Source organism: Cupriavidus sp. DB3 (genome assembly GCF_020418465.1).
In the GTDB taxonomy this organism is placed as follows: domain Bacteria; phylum Pseudomonadota; class Gammaproteobacteria; order Burkholderiales; family Burkholderiaceae; genus Cupriavidus; species Cupriavidus cauae.
Genome location: NZ_JAIZPL010000001.1, coordinates 889,831 through 914,393 on the forward strand (window position 1 = coordinate 889,831; position 24,563 = coordinate 914,393).

At 68.7% G+C, this 24,563-nt stretch carries 24 protein-coding genes; 10 read left to right on the forward strand and 14 right to left on the reverse strand.

Features of this window, described 5'->3' with window-relative positions; all coding sequences use genetic code 11:
- Positions 1 to 369: 369 nt before the first annotated feature.
- Entirely contained in the window at positions 370 to 1,692 is a 1,323-nt protein-coding gene (oxlT, locus tag K7G19_RS03835) for an oxalate/formate MFS antiporter (protein ID WP_226105877.1), read from the forward strand.
- Positions 1,693 to 1,883: 191 nt separating this feature from the next.
- Here oxlT and K7G19_RS03840 read toward each other — a convergent pair whose 3' ends face one another.
- The 3 genes from K7G19_RS03840 to K7G19_RS03850 form a co-directional block, all read right to left on the reverse strand.
- A complete protein-coding gene (locus K7G19_RS03840) occupies positions 1,884 to 2,153 on the reverse strand; it encodes a Txe/YoeB family addiction module toxin (RefSeq protein WP_226105878.1) in 270 nt (89 codons plus the stop codon).
- Positions 2,150 to 2,413: a type II toxin-antitoxin system Phd/YefM family antitoxin gene (locus tag K7G19_RS03845; protein ID WP_149316065.1), complete on the reverse strand. Its 264-nt coding sequence runs from the start codon at positions 2,411 to 2,413 to the stop codon at positions 2,150 to 2,152. The genes K7G19_RS03840 and K7G19_RS03845 overlap by 4 nt, the downstream gene beginning before the upstream one ends.
- Positions 2,414 to 2,559: 146 nt before the next feature.
- Positions 2,560 to 3,459: a LysR substrate-binding domain-containing protein gene (locus K7G19_RS03850; protein WP_226105879.1), complete on the reverse strand. Its 900-nt coding sequence runs from the start codon at positions 3,457 to 3,459 to the stop codon at positions 2,560 to 2,562.
- 156 nt (positions 3,460 to 3,615) lie between these two features.
- Here K7G19_RS03850 and K7G19_RS03855 point away from each other — a divergent pair, with 156 nt between their 5' ends.
- On the forward strand, positions 3,616 to 4,014 hold the full coding sequence (locus K7G19_RS03855; RefSeq protein WP_150083826.1) for a RidA family protein: 399 nt from the start codon (positions 3,616 to 3,618) through the stop codon (positions 4,012 to 4,014).
- On the forward strand, positions 4,011 to 5,141 hold the full coding sequence (locus K7G19_RS03860) for a tRNA-dihydrouridine synthase (protein ID WP_226105880.1): 1,131 nt from the start codon (positions 4,011 to 4,013) through the stop codon (positions 5,139 to 5,141). Before K7G19_RS03855 ends, K7G19_RS03860 begins: the two co-directional genes overlap by 4 nt.
- Before the next feature lie 20 nt (positions 5,142 to 5,161).
- Here the strand turns inward: K7G19_RS03860 and K7G19_RS03865 are convergent, their stop codons facing one another.
- Positions 5,162 to 5,527 (reverse strand): TraR/DksA C4-type zinc finger protein, encoded by a 366-nt coding sequence (locus tag K7G19_RS03865; RefSeq protein ID WP_226105881.1) that lies wholly within the window; start codon positions 5,525 to 5,527, stop codon positions 5,162 to 5,164.
- Between the two features lie 234 nt (positions 5,528 to 5,761).
- Here K7G19_RS03865 and K7G19_RS03870 point away from each other — a divergent pair, with 234 nt between their 5' ends.
- From K7G19_RS03870 to K7G19_RS03890, 5 genes are read left to right on the forward strand one after another with little or no spacing between them, the layout of a single operon-like run.
- Entirely contained in the window at positions 5,762 to 7,225 is a 1,464-nt protein-coding gene (locus K7G19_RS03870; protein ID WP_149316070.1) for an MFS transporter, read from the forward strand.
- Positions 7,222 to 8,823: an FGGY family carbohydrate kinase gene (locus K7G19_RS03875; protein ID WP_226105882.1), complete on the forward strand. Its 1,602-nt coding sequence runs from the start codon at positions 7,222 to 7,224 to the stop codon at positions 8,821 to 8,823. Before K7G19_RS03870 ends, K7G19_RS03875 begins: the two co-directional genes overlap by 4 nt.
- 18 nt (positions 8,824 to 8,841) lie before the next feature.
- A complete protein-coding gene (locus K7G19_RS03880; protein WP_226105883.1) occupies positions 8,842 to 10,521 on the forward strand; it encodes a glycerol-3-phosphate dehydrogenase/oxidase in 1,680 nt (559 codons plus the stop codon).
- Positions 10,518 to 12,068 carry an FAD-binding oxidoreductase gene (locus K7G19_RS03885; RefSeq protein WP_226105885.1) on the forward strand — a complete coding sequence of 517 codons (1,551 nt, stop codon included), beginning with the start codon at positions 10,518 to 10,520 and terminating at the stop codon, positions 12,066 to 12,068. The genes K7G19_RS03880 and K7G19_RS03885 overlap by 4 nt, the downstream gene beginning before the upstream one ends.
- A 5-nt stretch (positions 12,069 to 12,073) precedes the next feature.
- Positions 12,074 to 12,658, forward strand: coding sequence for a glycerol-3-phosphate responsive antiterminator (locus K7G19_RS03890; RefSeq protein ID WP_226105887.1), 585 nt, complete (start codon positions 12,074 to 12,076; stop codon positions 12,656 to 12,658).
- 77 nt (positions 12,659 to 12,735) lie between these two features.
- Here the strand turns inward: K7G19_RS03890 and K7G19_RS03895 are convergent, their stop codons facing one another.
- The 10 genes from K7G19_RS03895 to K7G19_RS03940 form a co-directional block, all read right to left on the reverse strand.
- A complete protein-coding gene (locus K7G19_RS03895) occupies positions 12,736 to 13,170 on the reverse strand; it encodes a hypothetical protein (RefSeq protein WP_226105888.1) in 435 nt (144 codons plus the stop codon).
- Between the two features lie 11 nt (positions 13,171 to 13,181).
- Positions 13,182 to 14,744, reverse strand: coding sequence for a glycoside hydrolase family 68 protein (locus K7G19_RS03900; RefSeq protein WP_226106312.1), 1,563 nt, complete (start codon positions 14,742 to 14,744; stop codon positions 13,182 to 13,184).
- A gap of 679 nt (positions 14,745 to 15,423) precedes the next feature.
- Positions 15,424 to 16,392 carry an aliphatic sulfonate ABC transporter substrate-binding protein gene (locus K7G19_RS03905; protein ID WP_226105889.1) on the reverse strand — a complete coding sequence of 323 codons (969 nt, stop codon included), beginning with the start codon at positions 16,390 to 16,392 and terminating at the stop codon, positions 15,424 to 15,426.
- A gap of 17 nt (positions 16,393 to 16,409) precedes the next feature.
- Positions 16,410 to 16,628, reverse strand: a complete 219-nt coding sequence (locus K7G19_RS03910; protein WP_149316077.1) for a molybdopterin-binding protein — start codon at positions 16,626 to 16,628, stop codon at positions 16,410 to 16,412.
- A gap of 38 nt (positions 16,629 to 16,666) precedes the next feature.
- Positions 16,667 to 17,284, reverse strand: a complete 618-nt coding sequence (gene ssuE / locus K7G19_RS03915; protein WP_149316078.1) for an NADPH-dependent FMN reductase — start codon at positions 17,282 to 17,284, stop codon at positions 16,667 to 16,669.
- Complete coding sequence (locus tag K7G19_RS03920; RefSeq protein ID WP_226105890.1) at positions 17,284 to 18,198, reverse strand: ATP-binding cassette domain-containing protein; 915 nt, start codon at positions 18,196 to 18,198, stop codon at positions 17,284 to 17,286. Before K7G19_RS03920 ends, ssuE begins: the two co-directional genes overlap by 1 nt.
- Positions 18,199 to 18,305: 107 nt before the next feature.
- Positions 18,306 to 19,169, reverse strand: a complete 864-nt coding sequence (gene ssuC, locus K7G19_RS03925) for an aliphatic sulfonate ABC transporter permease SsuC (RefSeq protein ID WP_226105891.1) — start codon at positions 19,167 to 19,169, stop codon at positions 18,306 to 18,308.
- Positions 19,170 to 19,174: 5 nt separating this feature from the next.
- Positions 19,175 to 20,362 carry an FMNH2-dependent alkanesulfonate monooxygenase gene (gene ssuD / locus K7G19_RS03930; protein ID WP_226105892.1) on the reverse strand — a complete coding sequence of 396 codons (1,188 nt, stop codon included), beginning with the start codon at positions 20,360 to 20,362 and terminating at the stop codon, positions 19,175 to 19,177.
- Positions 20,359 to 21,408: a sulfonate ABC transporter substrate-binding protein gene (locus K7G19_RS03935; RefSeq protein ID WP_149316082.1), complete on the reverse strand. Its 1,050-nt coding sequence runs from the start codon at positions 21,406 to 21,408 to the stop codon at positions 20,359 to 20,361. The genes ssuD and K7G19_RS03935 overlap by 4 nt, the downstream gene beginning before the upstream one ends.
- Positions 21,409 to 21,651: 243 nt before the next feature.
- A complete protein-coding gene (locus K7G19_RS03940) occupies positions 21,652 to 22,584 on the reverse strand; it encodes a LysR family transcriptional regulator (protein WP_150083816.1) in 933 nt (310 codons plus the stop codon).
- A gap of 87 nt (positions 22,585 to 22,671) precedes the next feature.
- Here K7G19_RS03940 and K7G19_RS03945 point away from each other — a divergent pair, with 87 nt between their 5' ends.
- Both K7G19_RS03945 and K7G19_RS03950 read left to right on the forward strand, forming a co-directional pair.
- A complete protein-coding gene (locus K7G19_RS03945) occupies positions 22,672 to 23,391 on the forward strand; it encodes an RraA family protein (RefSeq protein WP_226105893.1) in 720 nt (239 codons plus the stop codon).
- A gap of 127 nt (positions 23,392 to 23,518) precedes the next feature.
- A complete protein-coding gene (locus K7G19_RS03950) occupies positions 23,519 to 24,550 on the forward strand; it encodes a tripartite tricarboxylate transporter substrate binding protein (RefSeq protein WP_226105894.1) in 1,032 nt (343 codons plus the stop codon).
- Positions 24,551 to 24,563: the final 13 nt, after the last annotated feature.

Genomic DNA, 24,563 nt, shown 5'->3' on the forward strand with positions numbered 1-24,563 from the left:
TGATATATCACATACCTTGTAACCCATCGCCACACCCAATGCGAGCGGGGCGATGACCGTGATGGCAACCGGCACCCCAACAGAGGGACACCAACGGCAAGGAGGAACGCATGGAAATCGATTCGACCGGGTCGTCCATCGCCGCCAGATCAGTTTAAGCAAGCCCGCTTCGCCCCATCCTTCAGTTCCGATCGCGCCTGCCGCCCCCGGCAGCGCAATAGCGTAGGGTTTTTTGTTTCAGGAGCGGATGTGTAACGGACATAGAAGCCAACGATACAGGAGACATTGAAATGCTAGCGACGATATCCGAGCCGAGGTGCGGCACCGCACATTCGGACAGGAAGAATCAAACGATTGAAGGAGTGCGCCATGAATAATTCGTCGACGGCGGCATTCCGCACCAATCCCGAGGTCTCCGAAAAGACGCGCTGGATACAGCTTCTCGTTGGCGTCATCTGCATGATCGCCACCGCCAACGTCCAATACGCCTGGACGCTGTTCGTTCCGGAAATCCAGGAAACCTTCGGCTGGTCGCGCGCCAATATCCAGATCGCCTTCACCGTGTTCGTGCTGGTGCAGACCTGGCTGGCGCCCATCGAAGGCTATTTCATCGACAAGTTCGGTCCGCGCATGATGGTGGCATTCGGCGCGGTGCTGATGGGTGGGGCGTGGATCATCAATTCGCAGGCCACCACGCTGATGGGCTTCTATATCGGCGCCGCGGTCGGCGGCCTGGGTGTCGGTTCGATCTACGCGACCTGCATCAACAACGCGATCAAGTGGTTCCCCGATCGCCGCGGCCTCGCGGTGGGCCTGACGGCCGGCGGCTACGGCGCCGGTTCGGCCGCCACGATCCTGCCGATCGCCGCGATGATCGAGTCGTCCGGCTTCCAGCACACCTTCCTGTTCTTCGGCGTGCTGCAAGGCTCGCTGGCGTTCGCCGCCGCATGGTTCCTGCGCTCGCCGCGGGCCCACGAGGTCAAGGCGTCCCAGAAGCTGGTGCAGGCCACGCGCGACTACACGCTGAAGGAAGCGATGTGCACCAAGCTGTTCTGGCTGATGCTGGTGATGTTCGTGCTGGTGGTCACCGGCGGCATGATGGCCGTGGCGCAGCTCGGCGTCATCGCCAAGGACCTCGGCGTCAAGGACTTCCAGGTCGACCTGCACTTCTTCGTGATGGCCGCGCTGCCGCTGGCGCTGATGCTCGACCGGATCATGAACGGTGTCTCCCGGCCGCTGTTCGGCTGGATCTCCGACCATATCGGCCGCGAGAAGACCATGGTGATCGCGTTCTCGCTGGAAGGGATGGGCATCATCGCGCTGGGGTATTTCGGCCACAACCCGTACGCCTTCCTGATCCTGTCGGGCGTGGTGTTCCTGGCCTGGGGCGAGGTCTACTCGCTGTTCTCGGCGCTGGCCGGCGATGCCTTCGGCACCAAGCACATCGGCAAGATCTACGGCGTGCTCTACACCGCCAAGGGCATCGGCGCGCTGTTCGTGCCGATCGGCAACCTGATCATGGAGGCGACCGGCACCTGGTCCACCGTGCTCTACACCGTGGCGACGATGGACCTGATCGCGGCGTTCCTGGCCTTCATGGTGCTGCGGCCGGTGCTGGCCGGACACGTGGCGGCGTCCAGGAGCCTGTTCTCGAAGGAGGCAGCGGCAGCCGGCACACAGGTCCCGGCCTGACCGGACCCTCACCCGCCGGCAACGCCGGGCACACGCCAGGCAGGCCGGCACCCTGCACGGGCTTCTTCGGAAGCCCGTTTTTCCTTGCAGCAGTCTTGTTCAATACAGCGCCAGGAGATGGGTCGCCGCCTGCGCCATCATTCAATCCGGAGCGCAACGATGGCGACTTTTGCACTGAGCTTGCTGCAGTCTTACTTGTCGCCGTAGTGAAGACGGCAGGCAATGATGGCCAGCTCGTCATCGTTGGCGTAGTACACAAGCCGGTTCGTATCGTCGATACGCCGTGACCGATAACCGGATAGTGTGCCCTTGAGCTGCTCTGGCTTGCCCAGGCCTTCGAAGGGATTCCGCTGCGCGTCCTGGATCAGGGCATTGATCCGATTCAGCGTTTTTTTATCCTGCCCCTGCCAGTAGATGTAGTCCTCCCAGGCGGCAGGCATGAAGGTGAGGTGGCGCGTCATTCAGCATCCGGATCGATCAGATCATGCTTCACGCCTTTGCCGCTCCGGTGCTGATCAATTGACTGCATCAGCCGCTTTGCGTTGGCCGGATTGCTCAGCAGGTACATGGTTTCCATCCAGCTGTCGTATTGCTCTTGCGACATGATCACTGCGTTGGGTGCGTCGCGTCGCGTGATGAGGATCGCGTCGTGATCGGCAATGGCTTGATCGATGACCGCCTTCAGATTGTTGCGGGCATCGGAGAAGTGGATTGTTCGCATGGCCTTCTCCATAGAGTTGTCCAACTAATTGAACAAGTATAGAGAAGTGCAGCAACCTATGCCCCGCATTCTCATTCCTTGCACCTGCCCGGCGAACTGCCAGTAGAGCCCCGCGGCCTGAGCGCAACGCGGCCCGGTCGCGTTCCCTATCGCGCAGCGGCCTCGCCGAACTCCGCCCGCACCCACTCCCGCACCAGCCGCGTCGCCGGCCGCTCGGCGGCGCGCGGGCTGTAGACCAGGTCGTAGCGAAAGCTCTCGAGCGACAGCTCGAACGGTTGCACCAGCACGCCCGAGGCGAGTTCTTCGGCCACCAGCGTCAGGCTCAGCAGGCCGACGCCCTGCCCCGCGACCGTGGCCTGGATCGCGTGGATCTCGTCGGTGAAGGACAGCCCGGCGGACACCTCGATGTCGCCGGCGCCGGCGCCTTCCAGCCAATGCCCCCACACCGCGGCGCGCGGGTCCTGCCGTACGCCGGCGCCCCACTCGAAATGGATCAGCGGTGCGTGCCGCAAGTCCTTCAGCGACGACAGCCGCAGATGCGGGCTGCAGACCGGCGCAAAACGGTCCTGGAACAGCGGCTCGACCGTCAGTCCCGGATAGTGGCCGCCGCCATAGCGGATCGCCACGTCGGCATCGCTGTCGAGATCCACCACGGCATTGGAGGCGTCGAGCCGCAGCGTCCAGTCGGGATGCGCGGCGCGAAACGACCCCGCGCGCGGCGCCAGCCGCTTGGCGACGAACGCGACGGTGGACGACAGCGTGGCGATATTGGCCGCGCGCTGGCGCTGCACCAGCTGCACCGCGCGTTCGAAGCCGTCGAGCCCGTCCCGGATCGCCGGAAACAGCAGCCGCCCGCTCGCGGTCAGATCGACCTTGCGCGTCTCGCGCTCGAACAGCCGAACACCGAGCCATTCCTCCAGCAGCCGGATCTGGTGGCTGATCGCGGTCGCGGTCACGTTCAACTCGTCGGCCGCGCGCTTGAAGCTCAGGCGCCTTGCCGCCGCTTCGAAGGCGCGCAGCGCGCTCAGTGGGGGAAGGCGTCTCATGACGACTCCATGAATGAGTTGAACTCATCCATAACGTGAGATTTGACCATTTGTCGGGCCTGCCTGGGATCACGATACTGCGAACATTCTCCGCTGCGGTCATGAAGGTGGCCGCCTGACGGATGAAATTCCCTCAACTTTACCCCGGAGTTTCCCATGCTGCTCGAACAAGTCCGCACCAACCCCGATCCGTACGCGCCGTTCCTGCTGTCGCAGGGCATCCGCGTCGGCAATCTGGTCTTCATCTCGGGACAGGCCGCCATCGGCGACGACGGCAACATCGTCGGCCGCGGCGACTTCGACAAGCAGGCCGAGCAGGCCTTCCGCAATCTGCGGCGCGCGCTCGAGGCCGCGGGCTCGAGCCTGGACCGCGTGGCCAAGGTCACGATCTTCCTGAAGTCGATGGACAACTTCGGCAAGATCGTCGAACTGCGCCGCAAGTGGTTCTCGGCGCCGTACCCCGCCGACACCATCGTCGAGATCTCCAGCCTGTATTCGCCCGAGGCGCTGATCGAGATCGAGGCCATCGCCGTGGCCGAAGGAGCGCCGGCATGAACGCCCAGGCACGGCCGGCGCTGTTCGATCCGCTGGACCTCAACGGCCTCGCCTTGCCGAACCGGCTCGTCGTCGCGCCGATGACGCGCATCAGCGCGACGCCCGAGGGCGTGCCCACGCCGACGATGGTGGACTACTACGCGGGCTTTGCGCGCGGCGGCTTCGGGCTGATCGTCACCGAGGGCAGCTACACCGACCGCGCGTATGCGCAGGGCTATGCCGGGCAGCCGGGCCTGACCGACATGGAGCAGGCGCGCGCCTGGCGCGCGGTCACCGACGCGGTGCACGCTGCCGGCGGCCGCATCTTCGTGCAGCTGATGCATGCAGGCGCGCTGTCGCAGGCCAACCGCTTCCGCGACGAGACGGTCGGCCCGTCGGCCATCGCGCCGAAGGGCATGCAGATGGGCGTCTATCGCGGCAAGGGGCCCTATCGCACGCCGCGCGCCATCGCGCCGCACGAGATCGACGCGGCGATCGCCGGATTTGCCGAAGCGGCGCGGCTCGCCCGCGATGTCGCCGGTTTCGATGGCATCGAGATCCACGGCGCCAACGGCTATCTGCTCGATGAGTTCCTGACCGACTACACCAACCGGCGCGACGATGCCTGGGGCGGGCCGATCGGCAACCGCATCCGGCTCGCCGAGCAAACCGCACGCGCCGTGCGGTGCGCGGTCGGCGACGGCTTTCCGGTCGGCGTGCGCATTTCGCAGGGCAAGGTCAACGACTTCACGCATAAATGGGCCGAAGGGGCCGAGGGCGCGGCGATCGTGTTCGGCCGACTGGCCGAGACGGGCATCGACTTCCTGCACGTGACGGAGTTCGAGGCGTGGCAGCCGGCCTTCCCCGGCGACGCGCGCTCGCTGGTCCGGCATGCGCGGCTTGCCGCGCCGCATCTGACCGTGATCGCCAACGGCGGCCTGCACGAGCCGGCGCGCGCGCAGGACGCGCTGGCCGATGGCGCGGACCTGGTCGCGCTGGGCCGCGGCGCGCTGGCCAATCCCGACTGGCCGGCGCGCGTGGCGCAGGGCGTCGCACCGCGTCCCTTCGATCCCGCGCTGCTGTCGCCGCTCGGCGAGATCAAGCCCGCCGAGCTGCGGATGCGCGAAGCGCTGCCGCTGGTGGCCTGAATGGCGAGCGCTCGTCCGCCCTAGCTGGCGAACGTGCGCTCGCGCCGTTCCTGGCACGGCGCGCAGCGCGTCGCGGTCGGATTGGCCAGCAGGCGCGCGTACGGAATCTTCCGCTCGCAGTCCTGGCAGACGCCGTACTCGCCGGCATCGATGCGCTCGCGCGCCTGCGCGATATCGTTCAGTTCGCCGCGGTAGTGCTGCTGCAGCGCCGCGCGGTCCAGCTCCTCGTTGACGCCCTCGGCGGTGTCGACGAGGTCCTGCGGCTCCCTGGCCGGGTTGCTGGACGGACGATCGCGTCCCTGCTGATAGAGCGGCTGCAGTTCGCGCTCGCGCGCATCCAGCCGCCCGCGCAGCGCGGCAAGTTGTTCCTGGTTCAGAAGCGACATGTCGCCCTCCATCTACGTGTCATCTCGGCTGCCGCCGAGCCGTGCCATACGTGATCGACATCCCGGCTCTCCCGCCGTTCCCGACATGGCGCCGGCAGGGTTTTCCCGCTTGACTGATCAAGCCCGACGGCCTACATTGGCCGGGCAGATTCAGATAAGAGACCATCTGTAGGATGGTCTCTTAGCGCGTGCAGTTTGCTGCGGCCTCTTACAGAACAATTCAAGGAGACCGCCGTGCAAGCGCCTGCCATCCGCCTTCGTGGCATCGACGATGTCATCGCCTATATCGATTCCTGTCCGGGTATACGGGGCAGAGCCGGCCTGATCTGGTGGCTCGCACTCGGCGGACTGTTTCTCGACGCCTTTTCCAATTCCGCATTGAGCGCCGGCCTCGGGCCGATGACGCGCGATCTCGCGCTCGCGCCGGCACAGGTCGCACTGCTGACCTCGTTCGCCTCGTGGGTCGCGATCGCCTTCAATCCGATCGGCGGCTGGATGGCCGATCGCTGGGGCCGCGTGCGTCCGCTGATCCTGGCCAAGGTGCTGGCCGTGGTCGGCGCCGTGCTGGTCGTCTTCGCGCCCACGTTTGAAGTGATCCTGGTCGGCCGTTTCTTCGTCGGCGCGGCCTACGGCATCGACTTCGCCATCGCGATGGCCGTGCTGGCCGAATTCACCCCGGTCAAGCTCAAGAGCCGCCTCAATACCTGGCAAGGCATGTGGTACACGGCGGTCTGCACCAACCTGCTGCTGGCGCTGCTGTTCCACTCGTGGCAGGTCGGCGATGCGATCTGGCGCTATTCGGTCGCGGCCACCGCGATCTTCGGCGTGGCGATCCTGGTGCTGCAACTGCTGTTCCTGGTCGAGAGCCCGACGTGGCTGGCCCGCAAGGAACGGCTCGAGGCCGCCGCGCTCGCCATGACGCGCATCTACGGCCGCCCCTTCACCGCGGCACCGCCGGCCGAACGCATTCCGGTGTTGAACCAGGCGCGGCGGGGGCTGGCCAATGTGCTGCTGATCTTCCGCGGCATCTATCTGCCGCGCACCATCCTGGCGGCGACCGTGCAGATCGGCCAGTCGATCCAGTACTTCGCCATCGGCTGGTACCTGCCGCTGATCAGTGCGGCGCTGTTCGGCAAGGACTTCGTCTACGCCACCATCGGCGCGCTCGTCTTCAACGTCTGCGGCATCGTCGGCGGCTTCCTGTCGCCGGTCATCGGCCGCAGGCTGGGCCTGCGCCGCGCCTCCGCCTTCGGCTTTGCCGCGGTGTTCGCGATGCTGCTGGTGCTGGGCCTGTTCAACGGCAAGATGCCGCTGTGGGTCGCGGTGGTGGTGCCCTCGCTGTTCATCCTGTTCCATTCCGGCGGCCCGGGCGCCAACGGCAAGAGCCTGTCGTCGCTGTCCTTCCGCAGCGAGCTGCGCGCCGGCGCCAACGGCGTGATCGGCGCGCTGGGCGCGATCGGTGCCGCGCTCGGCCTGCTGGTGTTTCCGCTGTTCCGCGCGGAATACGGGCTGGAGAAGACCTTCCTGATCCTGTCGGTGGTGCCGCTGGTCGCCAGCCTGATCTGCTTCGCGATCCGCTGGGATCCGACCCGCACGGCCGTCCATCCGGACAACGAGGCCGATGCCCCACAGTTCCGCGGCGACACCGAGGCGCCCTCGCCTTTCCTCAATCCCGCCATCGAGAAGTCCCGGCCATGACCCGCCCCACCGACGTCATTCTCGCCATCGACGAAGGCACGTCCGGCACCCGCGCCGCGCTGGTCGGCGCGGACGGCCATGTCTCGTGCCTCGAATACACGACGCTGACCGTGGATTCGCCGCGCCCCGGCGTGGTCGAACAGGACGCCAATGTCCTGCTCGACAAGACCCTGGCCGTCTGCCGCGCGACGCTGGCCAATGCGGACCGTGAAGGACGGCGCGTGGTGGCGCTGGCCATCGCCACGCAGCGCGCCACCGCGGTGCTGTGGGATACCGCCACCGGCCGCGCGCTGGTGCCGGCAATGGTGTGGCAGGACACGCGCTACGCCGCCGAGCTGGAACGCCTCGCCGCGGCGTGGGATGCGAAGCTGCGGCCGAGCGTCGGCCGCCCGGCCGGCGTGCGCTCGCCCTACCTGTGGGCCGCGCGGCATCTGCGCGAGACGCCGGCCGTCGCCAACGCCTGGCGCGCGCGGCGGCTCGCCTTCGGCACCATCGACAGCTGGCTGCTGTGGCACCTGTCGAGCGAACGCGCCGTCGTGACCACGCCGACCAACGCCACCTCGTGCAGCGCCTACGTGCTGGCCGAGCACCGCTATCGGCTCGACTGGCTCGATGCGCTGGGCTTTCCCGCCGAGCTGCTGCCCACGCTGCGGCAGGACGCCGACGACTTCGGCCGCACGCGGGCCGATGTGCTGGGGATCGACGTGCCGATCCTCGCCTGCGCCGGCGACCAGCTGGCCGGTGCGGTGGGCCTGGGTTGCCTGGACGCCGGCCAGTCGATGTGCCTGCACGGTACCGGCAGCTTCGTCGACCTGATCGTCGGCCCGACGCTGCCGCCAGCGATGGGCCGCTCCGACAGCACGCTGACGATGACCGCGCGCCGCCACGGCGGCCAGTCGCACTTCTCGGTCGAAACCTTCGTCGCCACCACCGGCTCGGCGCTGAACTGGATCTGCGACAAGCTGCACTGGTTCGACGACGCCCGGCAGATCAGCGCGCTGGCCGCCGGCGTGTCGTCCTCCGGCGGCGTGACCTTCATCCCCGCGCTGACCGGCCTGCGCGTGCCGCGCATGGAGCCGGCCGCGCGCGCGGCGCTGAACGGCATCTCGATGGCGACCACGCAGGCCGAGATCGCCTACGCCATCCTCGACGGCATCGCGCATTCGGTCAGCTCCTGCATCGAAGCCAACCGCGACATGGCTGGCGTCGCGGTATCGAGCCTGCTGGTCGGCGGCGGACTGTCCGGCAGCGACGCGCTGCTGCAGATGCAGGCCGACCTGACCGGCCTGCCGATCCTGCGCATGAAGGAGACCGACCGCGCCAGCCTGCGCGGCATCGCGTTCCTCGCCGGCTCGTCGGGGCTGCTGTGGGACGACCTGCGGCAGGCCCGCGCCACCACGGCCGCCGACGCGGTGTTCGAGCCGGCGATCGGCGCGGACCAGCGGGAGGCGCGCCGCGCGCTGTGGCATGCGCGCATCGCATCGGAACTCGGGAACGTCGATGCCATTGCCAATGCCCACTCGCGGGCCCTTTCACAAGCCCACTCGCAAGCCCCCTCGCAGGCCGGCGTGCATGCCGATGCCCCGGCGGCCCAATAACAAGGAGAAGCAATCAACATGATGGTTCTGCCATCCCGAAGCACCAGCCGCGCGCGCGCCGCCATGGCCAGCACCGAGCCCTTGCGGCTGGATCGCACGGAGCAGCTGGACCGGCTGCAAGGCGAGCGGTTCGACGTGCTGGTGGTCGGCGGCGGCGTCACGGGCGCGTACACCGCGCTCGATGCCGCGCTGCGCGGCTATCGCGTCGCGCTGGTCGAGAAGAGCGACTTCGCCTCGGGCACCTCGTCCAAGTCCTCGAAGATGGTGCACGGAGGCCTGCGCTATATCGAGCACGGCAATCTCCGCCTGGTCCGCCATTCGCTCCTCGAGCGCCAGCGCCTGCGCCGCAATGCGCGGCATCTGGTGCAGCGGCTGCCATTCCTGTTTCCGGTGATGGAGCGCGACGGCGTGTTCGACAAGCGCCTGGCCAAGGCCTTCGACAGCCTGCTGTGGACCTACGACCTCGCCGGCGGCTGGCGCGAAGGCATCCTGCACCAGAAGCTGACCAAGGCCGAGGTGCTGTCGCACTGCCCGACCTTCAACGAGCAATACCTGACCGGCGGCTTCATGTACTTCGACGCCCGCGTCGACGACGCCCGCCTGACGCTCAATATCGCGCGCACCGCGGCCTTCCATGGCGCCGCCGTGGTCAACCATGCCCGCGTGGCCGAGATCACGCGCGACGGCCACGGCAAGGTCGATGGCGCCATCGTCCAGGCCGGCGAGCGCGAGATCCGCGTGCGCGCCGGCGTGGTGGTGATGGCGACCGGCGTCTGGCTGCGCGACTGGACCGGCCGCAAGGCCGGCGAAGCGAAGACCCTGCATATCCGCCCGGCCAAGGGCGTGCATGTCGCAATCCCCTGGCTGAAGATCCGCAACGACTGCACGGTGACGATCCCGGTGCCCGGCCGCAACCGCCGCGCCACCATCACGCGCTGGGGCAATGTCTCCTACCTCGGCACCACCGACGAGGATTACGAGGGCGATCTCGACAACGTGCTGTGCACGCGCCGAGAGCTGGATTTCCTGCTCGAGGGCGCGCGCTCGGCGTTGAAGACCGACCTGCAGCCCGAGGACGTGGTCGGCAGCATCGCCGGCTGCCGGCCGCTGGTGGCGCCGCCCGGCGGCAAGACGCTGGAAATCCCGCGCGACCACGACATCCGCATCGCCGACGACGGACTGGTGACCGTGGTCGGCGGCAAGCTGACGACCTCGCGCCATATGGCCGAGCAGACCATCGACGCGGCGCAGAAGGTCATCGGCAAGCGCGCGGCATGCCGCACGAAATCGGCCTGGCTGCTGGGCGCGGCCGGCTACGACGCGCAGGCCATCGTCGCCTCGGGCGGCCTGTCGGCGCACCTGGGCGAGCGCTACGGCACCGAGGCGCGCTTCGTCAGCGACATCCTGCAGGCCGATCCGCGCCTCGCGCGGCCGATCGTCGAGGGCCTGCCCTACACCGAGGCCGAGGTCGTCTACGCGGCCCGCCACGAACTCGCGGCCAATGTCGACGACGTGCTGTCGCGCCGCATGCGCGCCCGCCTGATGGCGCGCGACGCCTCCGCCCGCGCCGCCGCGCGCGTGGGTCAACTTCTTCAGGCCGAGCTCGGATTGTCCGAGGCGGCCGTGGCACGGCAGGTCGGCGACTACCTGGACGCCGTTGCCCTCGAAAAATCCGTTCTCATGGGAGATGCAGCATGATCAGCAAGGAAGCCATCAAGCGCGGCTACAACCGCGGCAACTACGTGGTCGGCGCGCACACGCCGCCGGGCTACGCCGCCACCATCGCGCGGACGCCCGACGCGCCGGGCCTGCAGCGCGATGCCGTGACGGTGGACACCGCCACGCTGGCGGCGCTGCGGCAGGCCGCCGACGAGGTGCTGACCGATACCGGCAGCGTGGTCGCGTGGACGCGCGACTGGTGGGCCGGTTCGATGATGACCGAGACCGCCGGCAAGCCGGCGACGCCGCGCGCGGCGATCGTGCGCGTCTCCACCGTCGAGCAGGTGCAGGCGGTGATGCGCATCGCCAGCGAGCGCGCCGTCCCGGTCACCGTGTCCGCCGGCCGCAGCAATGTCACCGGCGCCGCGCTGCCGGTGCGCGGCGGCATCGTGCTGGACGTGTGCGGCATGAACCGGCTGATCGGCTTCAATCGCGATAGCCAGATCGTCGAGGTCGAGGCCGGCATGTTCGGCGACATCTTCGAGCAGACCATCCAGCGCGAGTACGGCATGACGATGGGCCACTGGCCGTCGTCGTATGCCATCAGCACCGTGGGCGGCTGGGTCGCGTGCCGCGGCGCCGGCCAGCTGTCGACGCGCTACGGCAAGATCGAGGACATGGTGTTCGGCATGGACGTGGTGCTGGCCGACGGGCGGCTCGTCACCGTCGGCGGCTATTCGCGCGCGGCGCTCGGACCGGACCTGCAGCAGCTGTTCATCGGCTCGGAAGGCACGCTCGGCGTGATCGTGCGCGTACGGCTGAAGCTGCATCGGCTGCCGGACCATGGCCGCGCCATCGCCTATGGCTTCAAGACTTTCGCGATCGGCCTGGAGGCCTGCCGGCAGATCCTGCAGCAAGGCGGCAATCCGGCTGCGCTGCGGCTCTACGACGAACTCGAGAGCGGCGTGCAGTTCGGCCTGCCCGACACCAATGTGCTGCTGGTCGCCGACGAAGGCGCGCCGGAGATCGTCGAGGCGGTGATGACGATCAGCGAACGCGTGTGCCGCGAGCTGGGCGAGCCGCTGGACGGCGATGCAATCTTCGAGCGCTGGCTCGATACGCGCTACCTGACCGGCAAGAGCGCCGAGGGCTTCAAGCGCAGCCCCGGCTTCGTCGCCGATACGCTGGAGATGTGCGGGCCGTGGAGCGCGCTGGCCGATATCTATCGCGACGTGGTCGCCGCGATCAACGCGGTGCCCGGCACGCTGGCCGGCTCCGCGCACCAGTCGCACGCCTATGTCGACGGCGCCTGCCTGTATTTCTCGCTGCGCGGCGAGGTCGCGGTCGAGGACCGGCAACGGTGGTATCGCGCCGCCTGGGATGCGGCCAACGCGGTGCTGATTCAATACAATGCCGCGCTGAGCCACCATCACGGCATCGGCCTGCTGCGCGCGCCCTATATGGCGCCGTCGCTGGGCAGCGCCTTCCCGCTGCTGGCCACCGTGAAGCGCGCGCTCGATCCGCACAACATCCTGAACCCAGGGAAGCTCGGCCTGACCGACGTTCTCTCCCACGAAGCCCGATAAACGCCATGGACAAGTCCCTCGGTGCACGCCTGATGCGGCATCCCGTCATTGCGACGCTGTACGGGGTCGAACAGGTCGACGCCTTCGTCGACAGCGCCGCCGAGGTGTCGATCGTCGCCAACGTCGAGCTGCGCAAGCTGCAGCCGGTGGTCGCCACGCTGGCCCAGGCCGGCAAGTACGTCATCGTCAATATCGACAGCTGCGAAGGCCTGTCGCAGGACAAGGGCGGCGTCGACTACCTGGCCGACATCGGCGTGGCGAGCCTGGTCTCGACTCGCGTGGCGACCATCCAGCGCGCCAACCGCGCCGGCATGGTGACGATGCAGAAGGTCTTCGTGACCGACCGCTCGACCTGGCCGCGCAGCGTCAAGGCGCTGGAGCAGAGCGATCCGAACCTCGTGCAGATCATGCCGGCGCCGATGCTGGCGCATCTTCCCGAGGCGGACCGCAAGGGGCTGCCGCCGATCGTCACCTCGGGCTTCGTCTGCAACCAGGACGACATCCGCAGCGCGCTGGCCCACGGTGCGGTCGCGGTGTCGACCAGCGACCGCAAGCTGTGGCACCTGGAGCCGAAGGCGCTGAAGGGATAAGGGGATGAAGGAATGACGGGGTAAGCGGCGCGCGCGGTCGATGCCAACGCATCGGCCGTGCCGCGCCGCTCTCCACGCTACTGCATGCCCGACGGCAGCTGCGGCGCGTGCACCGATACCCAGCTCCCGTTCTCGTACTTCTTCCAGTTGTCGCCGGCGTCGCGGGCGTAGAGTCCGTCTTCCAGCATCACCAGCCGCGTCGGATGCGGGGCGACCGGCGGCGTGCCGGCCGATTCGGGCGCCTCGCCCTCGATCACGCCTTCGGCGGCCGCGGTCGCCAACGGGTCCGCGCCGGCGGCCGATGCCGTGTCCGGCGGTGCGGCAGCAGGCGCCTCGCTCAGCGCGCGCTGCGCCGCGTCGCTGAGCCGCGCGCCATCGTCCGGCGAGCCGCCGCCGCACGCAGCCAGCAGCAGTAGCGACGGCAGTAATGGCAGTAATGGCAGTAATGGCAGTCGCCCCTTCCGCGGCGCCGCGGCCGGCCGCCTGCCTTGCAATACAGCGATCCTTTGCATCGCAACCTCCCTCAATCGAACAGCCGGCGCACCAGGTCGCCGATCAGCACGCCACGCAGGCTGAACAGGGCCTCGCGATTGGCGGGAATGTCGCCATAGCCGCCGAGCCCATTGACGCCATAGCTGCGATCGACCGCCGTGTTGGCGCCCTGGATGTCGATGCGCACCGTCGGCGCGAGCGAACCGCCGCGCCGCGCGCCGATCGCATCGATAAAGGACTCGACCAGTCCGCCCGGCATCACGTAGTGCGAGTACGACTGGAACGTGCGCGGATTCTGCGTCGGATCGAGCGCGAAAGGCTCGCCGCGCGGCCGGTTCATGTCGGTCGGATTCCCCAGCACCAGCCCGCTGCCATTGTTCAACGGCTGGTAGTCGCTGCGCACGCCGTTGCCGACGAAGCCGTAGACGCCGTCCGGACCTTCGACGCCTGCGGCATAGGTCGAACGATGGCTGATCGTGAACAGGTAGTACTTGCCGTCCTTGATATAGATCTGCGGCCGCTCGGTCTGGTCGTTGACGCAATTGGCCGACAGGATCGGCGGCAGGAACACCCAGCGGCTCAGCTGCCTGTTGATCGCCACCGCCAGGCCCACGTTGGCCTTCTGGAAGACCGCGCCGGAGTCCATCACCGCGTTCAGGTCCTCGCGCTGCGGATCGTTCGGCGCGTAGCCCAGGTCCTGCTCGGTGCAGGTGCGCGCGCCGCGCGGACCGGCGGTGTTGCCCTCGAACACCATGAAGGTGACGCCGGGATTCGCCGGGTCCTCGAAGGTGAAGGGATCGCGGAACGAGAAGAACTCGTTCTGCTGCCCGGTCTGGTACCACGTGCCGTCCGGCTCCAGCAGCTTCATATGCTCGTTGAAGCCGGTCAGCCGCACGCCGTTGTGGTCGGCCTCCACGCGTCCTTCCGCCTTCGCAATGATGGCGATCGGCGGCGTGATATTGCCGCCCGACGGGCTCGATCGGTTGAACGACGTCGCGGTATAGAACACCACGATGCGGCCATCCGGCATGATGCGCGTCGAGCCGGACCACTCGGCGTTGTGGGTCATCGGCGCGCCGCCGAAGATCTGCACGCTGGCACCGTCCGGGAACAGATGCCCGCCATAGATCCAGCCGCCGTTCGCGGGCCGCCGGGAGGCCGGAATGCCGGCGCGGCGATAGAAGTAGCTGATGCGCGCATGGATATGCCGGTCGTCGAACGTATAGCCCGCATTGCGATCGGCGGTCAGCGAGAAGATGATCTCCCAGCCCTTGTAGCTGTACTGGTTGGCCCTGGCATCGGTCAGCGGCCACGTGTCCCAGACCCACACCCGATCGTTGGTCTGCGGAAAATTGGCCGGGATGTCGGGCATCGTCAGATGCTGCGGCAGCGAGTTCTGCCCGGGGGTCACGTTGGGCGAGGACATCGCCATGATCTGGCGCGCATCGGCGCGCGTCCATCGCGCGGTGAAGTTGCTGGTCGGGTCCTTGGCCTCCTGCGTATGGGGAGTGGGCGCGGGCGCGGCGGGCGGGGTCTGGGCGCGGGCCGGCGCGACCGCCAGCAGCAGGGGTACCGATGCGGTGCCCACCGCCATCAGGCACCTGCCGATGCCTTCCGGGATGCGAAGAGAAACATTGTTCATGATTACCTCGGCGTCGAAGAGACGAGCGTCTCCGATGCCGTCGCGACGACGGACATGGGAGCGCCAACAGGATCATGACGCTGGGCGGAATCGGACAGATGCGGGAAGGGGCGGCCTGTCGGGCAATACGTGGCACCGCGTGAAGCCACGTGAGGTCACGTGAAACCGCGTGACTCCGCGCGAAGCCGCGCACTGCGGACACGAGCGCGCCTCTCGGTGCAGGTCATCCGAAGCCAGCGTCTTGCCGGGGAAGTCCCCACGCGACCACAAGGACAGGTCGCGGACAAAGGCGGCATCGGCATGCTGCGCCATGCGCGCTCGTGAAGAATGACGCGGGACCTGGATGGCCCCCGTCATCGTTCGGGTCTGTGTTGGCCAGCGCGGATCATTCCTGCCGGGCATGGCCACATGAGGATTGCGAAGTGGACTGAATCGAGCCAGGGCAAGCGCCCTGCGCGTGCGCCTGCGACGGCGCCGTTACGGCCCGTGTAAACCCGGTTCACCGCAACGTAGAACGAGGTTAGTACACCGGTTGGCCGAATGCCAAGCCTTCGATCGGGGCCGGCATGCAAGCGGTCCGCAGCGGTCCACAAGCGGTGCGAACGCGATGTGCACACGGTGTACGCGTTGTTCAGGCCTGCCGCCGCCAGACCGCCGAAGCGCTCACCACCACCTTGCGCGGAATGATCTGCTGCGCGTGGAAGGCATCGGCAATGCGCTGCTGCTCGTCCAGCGCCGGCGCGTCGACCGCCTGCAGCCGGTAGCTGCGGCGGCGGTTGGCGATCTCGACGGTGGCCGCGTCCAGGCCGATCAGCGGCGCGTGCCATTCCGCCGCGGCGGCGGGATTGGCCTTGACCCACTCCCCCGCCTGGGCGAGCGCATCGAACACGGTGGCGAGCACGTCGGCGCGGCGGCGCGCGAAGTCGCTTGCCGCCAGATAGAAGCGGCGATAACTGGCCAGGCCGGTGCCGTCGGCCAGCACGCGCGCCTGCGCCTGCCGCTGCGCGGCCGCGAGGAACGGGTCCCAGATGACCCACGCCGCCACGTTGCCGCGCTCGAATGCGGCGCGCGCATCGGCCGGCGTCAGATACGCCGGCTCGATATCGCGCATCGACAGGCCGTTGCGCGCCAGCGCCTCCAGCAGCAGGTAATGCGCGCCGGCGCCCTTGGCGAAGGCGACCCGGTGGCCCTTCAATTGCGCGATCGAGGTCAAGGGCGAATCGCGCGGGACGACGATCGCCTGCGCGGTCGGCGACGGCGTCTCGATCGCGTAGTAGGTCAGCTTCGCTCCGGCGGCGAGCGCGAACGGCGGCACCGCGTCGGCGACATCGGCGCTGAGGTCCAGCCCGCCGACATTGAGCGCCTCGAGCAGCGGCAGGCCCGAAGTGAACTCGTGCCACGACACCGAGACGCCCTGCGGTGCGAGGGCCTTCTCCAGCGTGCCGCGCGACTTCAGCAGGATCATCAGCGTCGACGACTTCTGATATCCGAACCGCACGGTTTCCGGTTTGCCGCCCGCTTGCGCGCGCGCCGCGCCGCCCAGCGTCCATGCCGCGATGCCGGCCCCTGCCAGCAGCAGCTGCCGTCGCTTCCCTTGCATGCCGCTCCCCCCTCCCCTCATAGCGTGGCGATCGACACTTCGGTCGACTTGACGAGCGCGATCACCTCCTTGCCGACCGCAAGTTCGAGCTCCTTGACCGAGCGGGTGGTAATGACCGAGGTCACCACCAATCCGCTGGGGGTCTCGACGTCGATCTCGGATACGACCGGCCCCTCGATGATTTCGCGGATCTTGCCGCGAAACTGGTTGCGCACGTTGATGGCATGAATCGTCATGACAGGTTCCTGGTTGAAATGGCTCAGTAATGGCGCGCTCAGACGGACCAGCGGACGCGCTCGGCCGGCCATGGCTCGCTGTTTGCCCGCGCGGACGCCGCCCGCGCCAGCTCGGCCTCGCGCTCGCGCAGTTCGCGCGCGCGGGCCGCGACACGCTGCACCGAGCGGTCGAGCCGTTCGACGATGTCGGCCGCCGCGCTGTAGCCGCCCTCGGGCCGCGACGGCAGCTGCTGGTCGGTCGCGTAGATGCCATCGAGGATGTCGCGGGCGCCAAGCGCCGACAGCACCGGCTTGAGCGCATAGTCCAGCGCCAGCAGATGCGCGGGACTGCCGCCGGTGGCCAGCGGCAGCACGGTCTTGTCGCGCAGCCCGTCCTGCGGCAGCAGATCGAGGAAGGCCTTCAGCACGCCGCTGTACGAGGCCTTGTAGATCGGCGTGGCGACGATCACCAGCTGCGATTCGCCGACCGCGCGCACCGCGTCCTGCAGGCGGGCGTCGCCGAAATCGGCCTGCGTCAGCGCTTGCGCGGGCAGGTCACGCGGCCGGATCGATCGGTAGGAGGACGTGATCGCGTCCAGCCGCGAGAGCGCGAGCTCCAGCAGATAGGCGGAACGCGAAGGCGTGGAGGGACTGCCGAGAATGCCGACGATATTCATCAGAGAGGTGCCAATGCGCGGGTCTGCGCGTCGTTGTCAGGGGATGCGATGGCGGGCTGGCGCAGCACGCGCCGCAGCACGCGTTCCTCGATCGCGGCGAATGCCGGCGCGCCGTGGCTGCGCGGGCGCAGCAGCGGCACGCGCTCGTCGAGGGCGATGCGGTGGTCTTCGATCAGCACCACGCGGTCGGCCAGCGCGACGGCCTCGGCGACATCGTGCGTGACCAGCAGCGCGGTGAAGCCATGCGCGAGCCAAAGGCGCTCGATCAATTGCTGCATCTCGATGCGGGTCAGCGCATCGAGCGCGCCCAGCGGCTCGTCGAGCAACAGCAGGCGCGGCCGATGCACCAGCGCGCGGGCCAGCGCGACGCGCTGGCGCTGCCCGCCGGACAGCACCGCCGGCCAGTCGTTGGCGCGCTCGGCCAACCCCACCTGCGCCAGCGCCTCGCGCGCGCGTTCGCGCCCTTCCCGGCCCGGCAGGCCCAGCGCGATGTTGTCGAGCACGCGCTTCCACGGCAGCAGCCGCGCGTCCTGGAACATGATGCGGGTGCCGTCGTCATGGCCGCCCCGAGGCCGGCCGTCGAGCGCGATCCGCCCCGCGCCGGGGCTTTCGAGCCCGGCGACCAGCCGCAACAGCGTACTCTTGCCGCAGCCGCTGCGGCCGACGATGGCGACGAATTCGCCCGGCGCGATGCGCAGGTCGATGTGCTGGAGTACGGTGCGGCCGCCATAGGCCTTGTGCAGGCCGCTGACCGCGACCTCGGTGCCGCGGGGGCGGCCGGTGGCGTGGGTGGCATGGGTGCCGTCGGTATTGCGCTCGGCGCTGCGCGCCCCGGCCCGCGCGGTCAGATCGGTGGGCTCGCCGGGCTCGACGGGTTCCCTGCCCGCGCGCCGCAGCGGCAGATGTTGTTGCATGGCATGCATTGGATGAACTCCGGTAGGGGTCGATCGCGATCAGGTCGATTTGACGGGCCGATGGGGTCTGGCCGATGGGGTCAGGCCGATGGGGTCAGGCCGAGGGATCAGCCTTTCGCCGCGCTCTGATAGCCCGGATGCCACCGCAGCCACCACCGCTCCAGCCCCTTGGCCAGCAGGTCGGCCAGCTTGCCCAGCAGCGCATAGAGCAGGATGCCGACCAGCACCACGTCGGTCTGCAGGAACTCTCGCGCGTTCATCGTCAGGTAGCCGATGCCGGCCTGCGCGGAGATCGTTTCCGCGACGATCAGCAGCACCCACATCAGGCCCAGCGAGAAGCGAAGGCCGACCAAAATCGACGGCAGCGCGCCGGGCAGGATCACCTGCCAGTACAGCGCCCAGCCCGACAGCCCGTAGCTGCGCGCCATCTCGATCAGTCCCTTGTCGACCGAGCGGATGCCGTGGAAGGTGTTCAGGTAGATCGGAAAGAACACGCCGACCGCGACCAGGAACAGCTTGGCCGCCTCGTCGATGCCGAACCACAGGATCACCAGCGGAATCAGCGCCAGCGCGGGGATATTGCGCACCATCTGCAGGCTCGAATCGAGCAGCGTCTCGGCCGTGCGGAACGTGCCGTTCAGCAGCCCCAGCAACAGCCCGAGTCCGCCGCCGATCGCCAGGCCCGCCAGTGCGCGCCACGCGCTGACCGCGGTGTGCTGCCACAGCTCGCCGGACAGCGCCAGCGTGCGGAACGCGGCGACCACGGCCAGCGGCTCGGGCAGCACGCGGCTCGACAGCCAGCCGCTGCGCGAGGCCAGCTCCCACAGCAGCAGGATCAGGGCCGGCACCAGCCACGGCAGGCCGCGCCGCAGCACGGAAGCCGCCCAGCCCTGGGGCAGCAGCGCGCGCGCCGGCGTGGTCGCGAGAAAATCGGCCGTCAGCGCGGCACCGCTTTTCGAGGGATTCGACATGGCGTTCAACTCGCGGACAGATTGGCGCCTGGCGTGGCCGCCGAAGGCACGAAGGTATTGGCGACGATCTCGCCGAACGGTCCGGTCAGCACGCGCTGGGCGGCCTCGCGCCGCGCCAGCGGCAGCAGCGGAAACACCAGTTCGGCGAAGCGGTGCGCCTCTTCCAGATGCGGGTAGCCGGACAGGATGAAATATTCGAGCCCCAGGTCCGCGTATTCCCGGATGCGCGCCGCCACCTGCTCGGGGTTGCCGACCAGCGCGGTACCGGCGCCGCCTCGCACCAGCCCCACGCCGGCCCACAGGTTCGGCGCGATCTCCAGGCCCTGGCGGACATCGTCCCGGTTGAAGCGGCCGCCGTGCAATTCCGCCATCCGGCGCTGCCCCACCGAATCCATCGCGGCAAACTTGCGCTGGGCCGCGGCGACGATGTCCTCGTCCAGATGCGACACCAGTTCGCTGGCCGCGCGCCACGCTTCCTCCTCGGTCTCTCGCACGATCACGTGCAGGCGGATGCCGAAACGCAGCGTGCGGCCGACCGCGGCGGCGCGTGCGCGCACGTCGGCGATCTTCTGCGCCACCGCCGCCGGCGGCTCGCCCCAGGTCAGATAGGTATCGACCTGCTCGGCGGCAAGGTCGTGGGCCTCGGGCGACGAGCCGCCGAAGAACAGCGGTGGATAGGGCCGGCTGATCGGTGGATACAGCGCCTTCGCGCCCTCCACGCGCAGATGTTCGCCGGCGAAGTCGAACGCCCCGCCATCGTGGCTGCGCGCCAGGATCTCGCGCCAGATCGTCAGGAATTCGCGCGACAGCGCATAGCGGTCGCGATGCGACAGGAACAGGCCATCGCCCTGCAGCTCTTCCGGATCGCCGCCGGTGACGAGGTTGACCAGCAGGCGCCCGCCCGACAGCCGGTCCAGCGTCGCCGCCATGCGCGCGGTCTGCGACGGCTGCATCAGCCCGGGGCGCAACGCCACCAGGAACTTGAGCCGCCGCGTGGCATCGATCAGGCTCGAGGCAAGGATCCACGAGTCCTCGCAGGAGCGGCCCGTCGGCAGCAGCACGCCCTCGTAGCCCAGGCTGTCGGCCGCGATCGCGACCTGCTTGAAGTAGTCGAAGGTCGCGGCGCGCGCGCCCCTGGCGGTGCCCAGGTAGCGCGAATCGCCATGCGTGGGCAGGAACCACAGGACTTTCATCGGGCATCTCCGGCCTGGAGCGCGCCGCGCTGTGCGACGGCGTCCCGTTTTTCCGATTTGTCCCGCTCGGCAGGCAACGCATCGGCAATGCGGATCGGCTTCGGAATCAACTTCAGTGCGTGGAAGGTATCGGCGATCTGCTGCTGTTGCGCGGCGACGGCCGGCGTCAGCGGCGCGACGCCGAACTCGCTGCGATTGAGCGTGCGTTCGACGACGTCGGCATCCAGCCCCTGCTGCGGGGCGATCGACGCCGCGGCGGCACGCGTATCGGCCTTCAGGCGCCGGCCCTGCTGCAACAGTTCATCGAACAGCGCCTCGACGATCTGTGGCTTCTGCGTGGCAAAGCGCCGCGCGGCAAGGTAGTAGGCGTAGTTGTTGACGAGCCCGCGGCCATCGGCCAGCACGCGCGCGCCGACCTGCTTTTCCGCGGCGGCGAGGAAGGGATCCCAGATGACCCACGCATCGACGGCACCGCGTTCGAAGGCCGCGCGCGCATCGGCCGGCGCGAGATAGACCGGCTGGATATCGGTGATCTTCAGCCCGGCCTTCTCCAGTGCCTTGACCAGCAGGTAATGGACGTTCGAGCCCTTGTTCAGCGCGACCTTGCGGCCCTTCAGATCGGCCACCGTGCGCACCGGCGAGTCCCGGCGCACCACGATGGCCTCGGCTTGCGGCGCGGCGGGATCGAAACCGATGTAGACGAAGTCGGCCCCGGCGGCCTGCGCGAAGATCGGCGGCGCCTCGCCGACGAAGCCGACATCGACGGCGCCGACGTTCAGGCCCTCCAGCAATTGCGGACCGGCAGGAAATTCCACCCACTTGACCGCGGTGCCCAGCGGCGCGAGCCGGCGCTCGAGCGACTGCTGCGATTTGATCAGCACCAGCAGGCTGGCGGACTTCTGGTAGCCGATGCGCAAGGTATCGGCGGCGGTTTGGGCCAGCGCGGCGCCGGATGCGGCCACGGCGGCGCAGGCGATGGCGAGCGCGGCCAGCCCGCGCAGGCCGCGGAGGCCGCGAAGCGCGTGATTCGGGATCGAAAGCGTCATGGCTTGATGGATCGGGGATCGGAGTAGCCCCGACGATAGCCCGGCGGGCCGCCATGACAAACGAAGCGTTTCGGATTTCGATACGCGGTCAGCGCATGTGGGATGCGCGCGCATCAAAGGCAACGACGCGACGGTCTGCCCCGGCGCCAGCACCACGACGTTGGCCATCATGCCGCCATCCCCGTGCCCCACGATATGGCAGTGGAAGGCGACATGACGGCGACGCGCCACGTCGGCGACGCGCTACCCCGCGCGGGACTTCCGTCGCGGCGCGGGGCGCTCCGGGCCGCCCCTGCCCTCCTTCAGCGCGGCGACGAAGGCCTGCACCGCCGGCGGCGACGCATCGGCCCGCGTCACCGCCACCACGGTCGCGCGGGTGCCGAGGTCCGCGATCGGCACGAAGGCGACATCGGGCCGGTTCGCCTCGGCGACCGAGGCGCCCACCAGCGTGAAGCCGAGTCCGGCGGCCACCAGCCCCAGCGCGGTATGGATCTCGATCGCCTCGTGGCCCGGCAGCGGGTCCGCGCCCGCCTCGCGCAGCGCCGCCAGCATCAGGTCGGCAAAGCCGCTCTGCGGGTCCTTCGGATACCGGATCAGCGCCATCGCGCCGAGATCGGCCGCGCGCAGCGACTTGCGCCGCGCGAGTGCCGACGTCGCCGGCAGCGCCGCGACGAAGGGCTCCTCGAACAGCACCGTATGCACGAGATCGGCAGGGCGCTCGAACTCGCCGATATAGCGCGAGATGCCCACATCGATGCGCCCGCGCCGCAGCAGCGCGGGCTGATGCTCGGACAGTTGCTCGACCAGATCGAGATGGACATCGGGAAAGCGCTTGCGGAAGCGGCGCACCGCCGTGGGCAGGATCGAGAAGATCGCCGAGCGCGTGAAGCCGATGCCGAGCCAGCCGAGATTGCCGGCGGCGACCGCGCGCGCCTCCTCGTCGAGCCGCCGCATCTGCGACAGCAGGTCCTTGGCGCGCGGATACAGGAAGCGCCCCGTGGCGGTCAGCGACATGGGCCGGGTCGAACGATCGAAGACGGGCGCGCCGAGCTGGCCCTCGAGCTGCGCGATCTGCATGCTGATCGCCGTCGGCGCGACGAACAGCCGGCTGGCGGCCTCGACGGCGCTGCCCGCGTCGACCACGGCGCAGAAATAGCTGAGCTGTCGCAAGTTCATTTTTTCTGAATCCGAGTCCAATAATCGATGTTTGATCCGGCTCGCACTTTACTTGAAACTGCGCCTCAAGCTTACGAGGACATCGACATGCAAGCCATGCAACACGGGGACGGCCACGCAGTGGGACGCGAAGACGGGCACGGAGACAAGCGGGAAGACGACTGGCTGCAGGCCGTGCGCGAGCTCTCCACCGCCGAGGTTTCCGACGCCCTGGACTATTTCCGCCTGCCCGGCAGCGCGCTGGGCATCCAGCCGATCGCCGGCGCGCCGGCGTTGTTCGGCCCGGCCTTCACCGTCAGCTTCGTGCCGGTGGACGTGGCCTCCCCCGGCACCGTCGGCGATTTTCTCGACGACATCCCGGCCGGCGCGGTGGCCGTGCTCGACAACGGCGGCCGGCTGGACTGCACCGTCTGGGGCGGCATCATGAGCCGGCTGGCGGCGCATCGCGGCATCGCTGGCACCGTGATCCACGGGGTCTGCCGGGACACCGCGGAAGCCGATGCCGCCGGCTATCCGCTGTATGCCCGCGGACGCTTCATGCGTACCGGCAAGGATCGCGTGCAGGTCTCGGCCGTCGGGCAGCCGGTCAGCCTCGGCGACGTGCGCGTGGTCGCGGGCGACTACATGCTGGCCGATGCCGACGGCGTGGTCGTCATTCCGCGATCGCAGGCGCCGCGCGTGATCGAGCGCGCGCTGCGGACGCGCGATGTCGAGCAGCGGATCCTCGACGCGGCGCTGGCCGGCATGGCGCTGCGCGAGGCCCGCCGCCAGTTCGGGTACCACGTGCTGCAGCGCGCCGGCCATTAGCGGACACCGAAGGTCATTGACGAGCATCGACGGTCCTCGACGGCCTCTGGCGGTCCAACGCCGCCGGCATTGAACCCTTGCCCACAGACGACGAAACACGTCGCACCGAATTGCATCAGGAGACAGCATGAACATCGAACCTGGCCACGCTCGCCGCCTTTCTTCGCGCCGCCCTTCGCGCCGGCACGCCCTGCTGCTCGCCGCCGCCGCGATGGCGGGCCTCGGCCTTGCCGCCCCGAACGCCCGCGCCGCCACGCCCGAGCCCTATCCGTGCGCGACCCTGCGGATCGTGTCGCCCTACCCGCCCGGCGGCACCACCGACATCCTCGCGCGCATCGTCTCACCCGGGCTGTCGAAGCAGCTCGGCGTGCCCGTGATCGTCGACAACCGCGGCGGCGCCAGCAGCAATATCGGCACGGAGTTCGTCGCGCGCGCCAAGGGTGACGGCTGCACCGCGCTGCTGGGCAACAACACCGGCATCGTGATCAACCGCAACCTCTACCAGCTCAAGCTCGATCCCACCCGCGCGCTGGCGCCGGTCGGCGAGGTCGCGTCGGTGCCGCTGGTGCTGTACGTCAACAGCGCGCTGCCGGTGAATTCGGTGGCGCAGCTGGTCGCGCTGGCCAAGGCCGCGCCCGGCAAATACAGCTACGCTTCGGGCGGCAGCGGCAGCCCGCAGCATCTGGCCGGCGAGATGCTCAAGCTCGAACGCCAGCTCGACATCGTCCATATCCCGTATCGCGGACAGGGGCCGGCGCTCGCCGACGTGATTGCCGGCCAGGTGCCGATCGCCTTCGAGACCACCACCGCGATCGCCCCGCAACTGAAATCCGGACGGCTGCGTCCGCTCGCTACCACCGGTGCCAGACGCGCCCGCACGCTGCCCGATCTGCCGACGATGCAGGAGGCCGGCTTCCCCGGCTTCGTGATCGAGAACTGGTATGGCCTGTTCGTGCCGGCCGATACGCCGGCGCCGCTGGTGCAGCGGCTGAACGCCGCGCTGAACGCGGTGCTGGGCCAGCCGGACATCGCCGGCAAGCTGTCGGACATGGGTTCGGCGGACGTGCGCGGCACCACCGCGCAGTTCCGCGCCTTCATTGCCAGGGAAATGCCGTACTGGGAATCGCTGGTCAAGCGCTCCGGCGCCACGGTGGACTGAATCGCATCCCGGC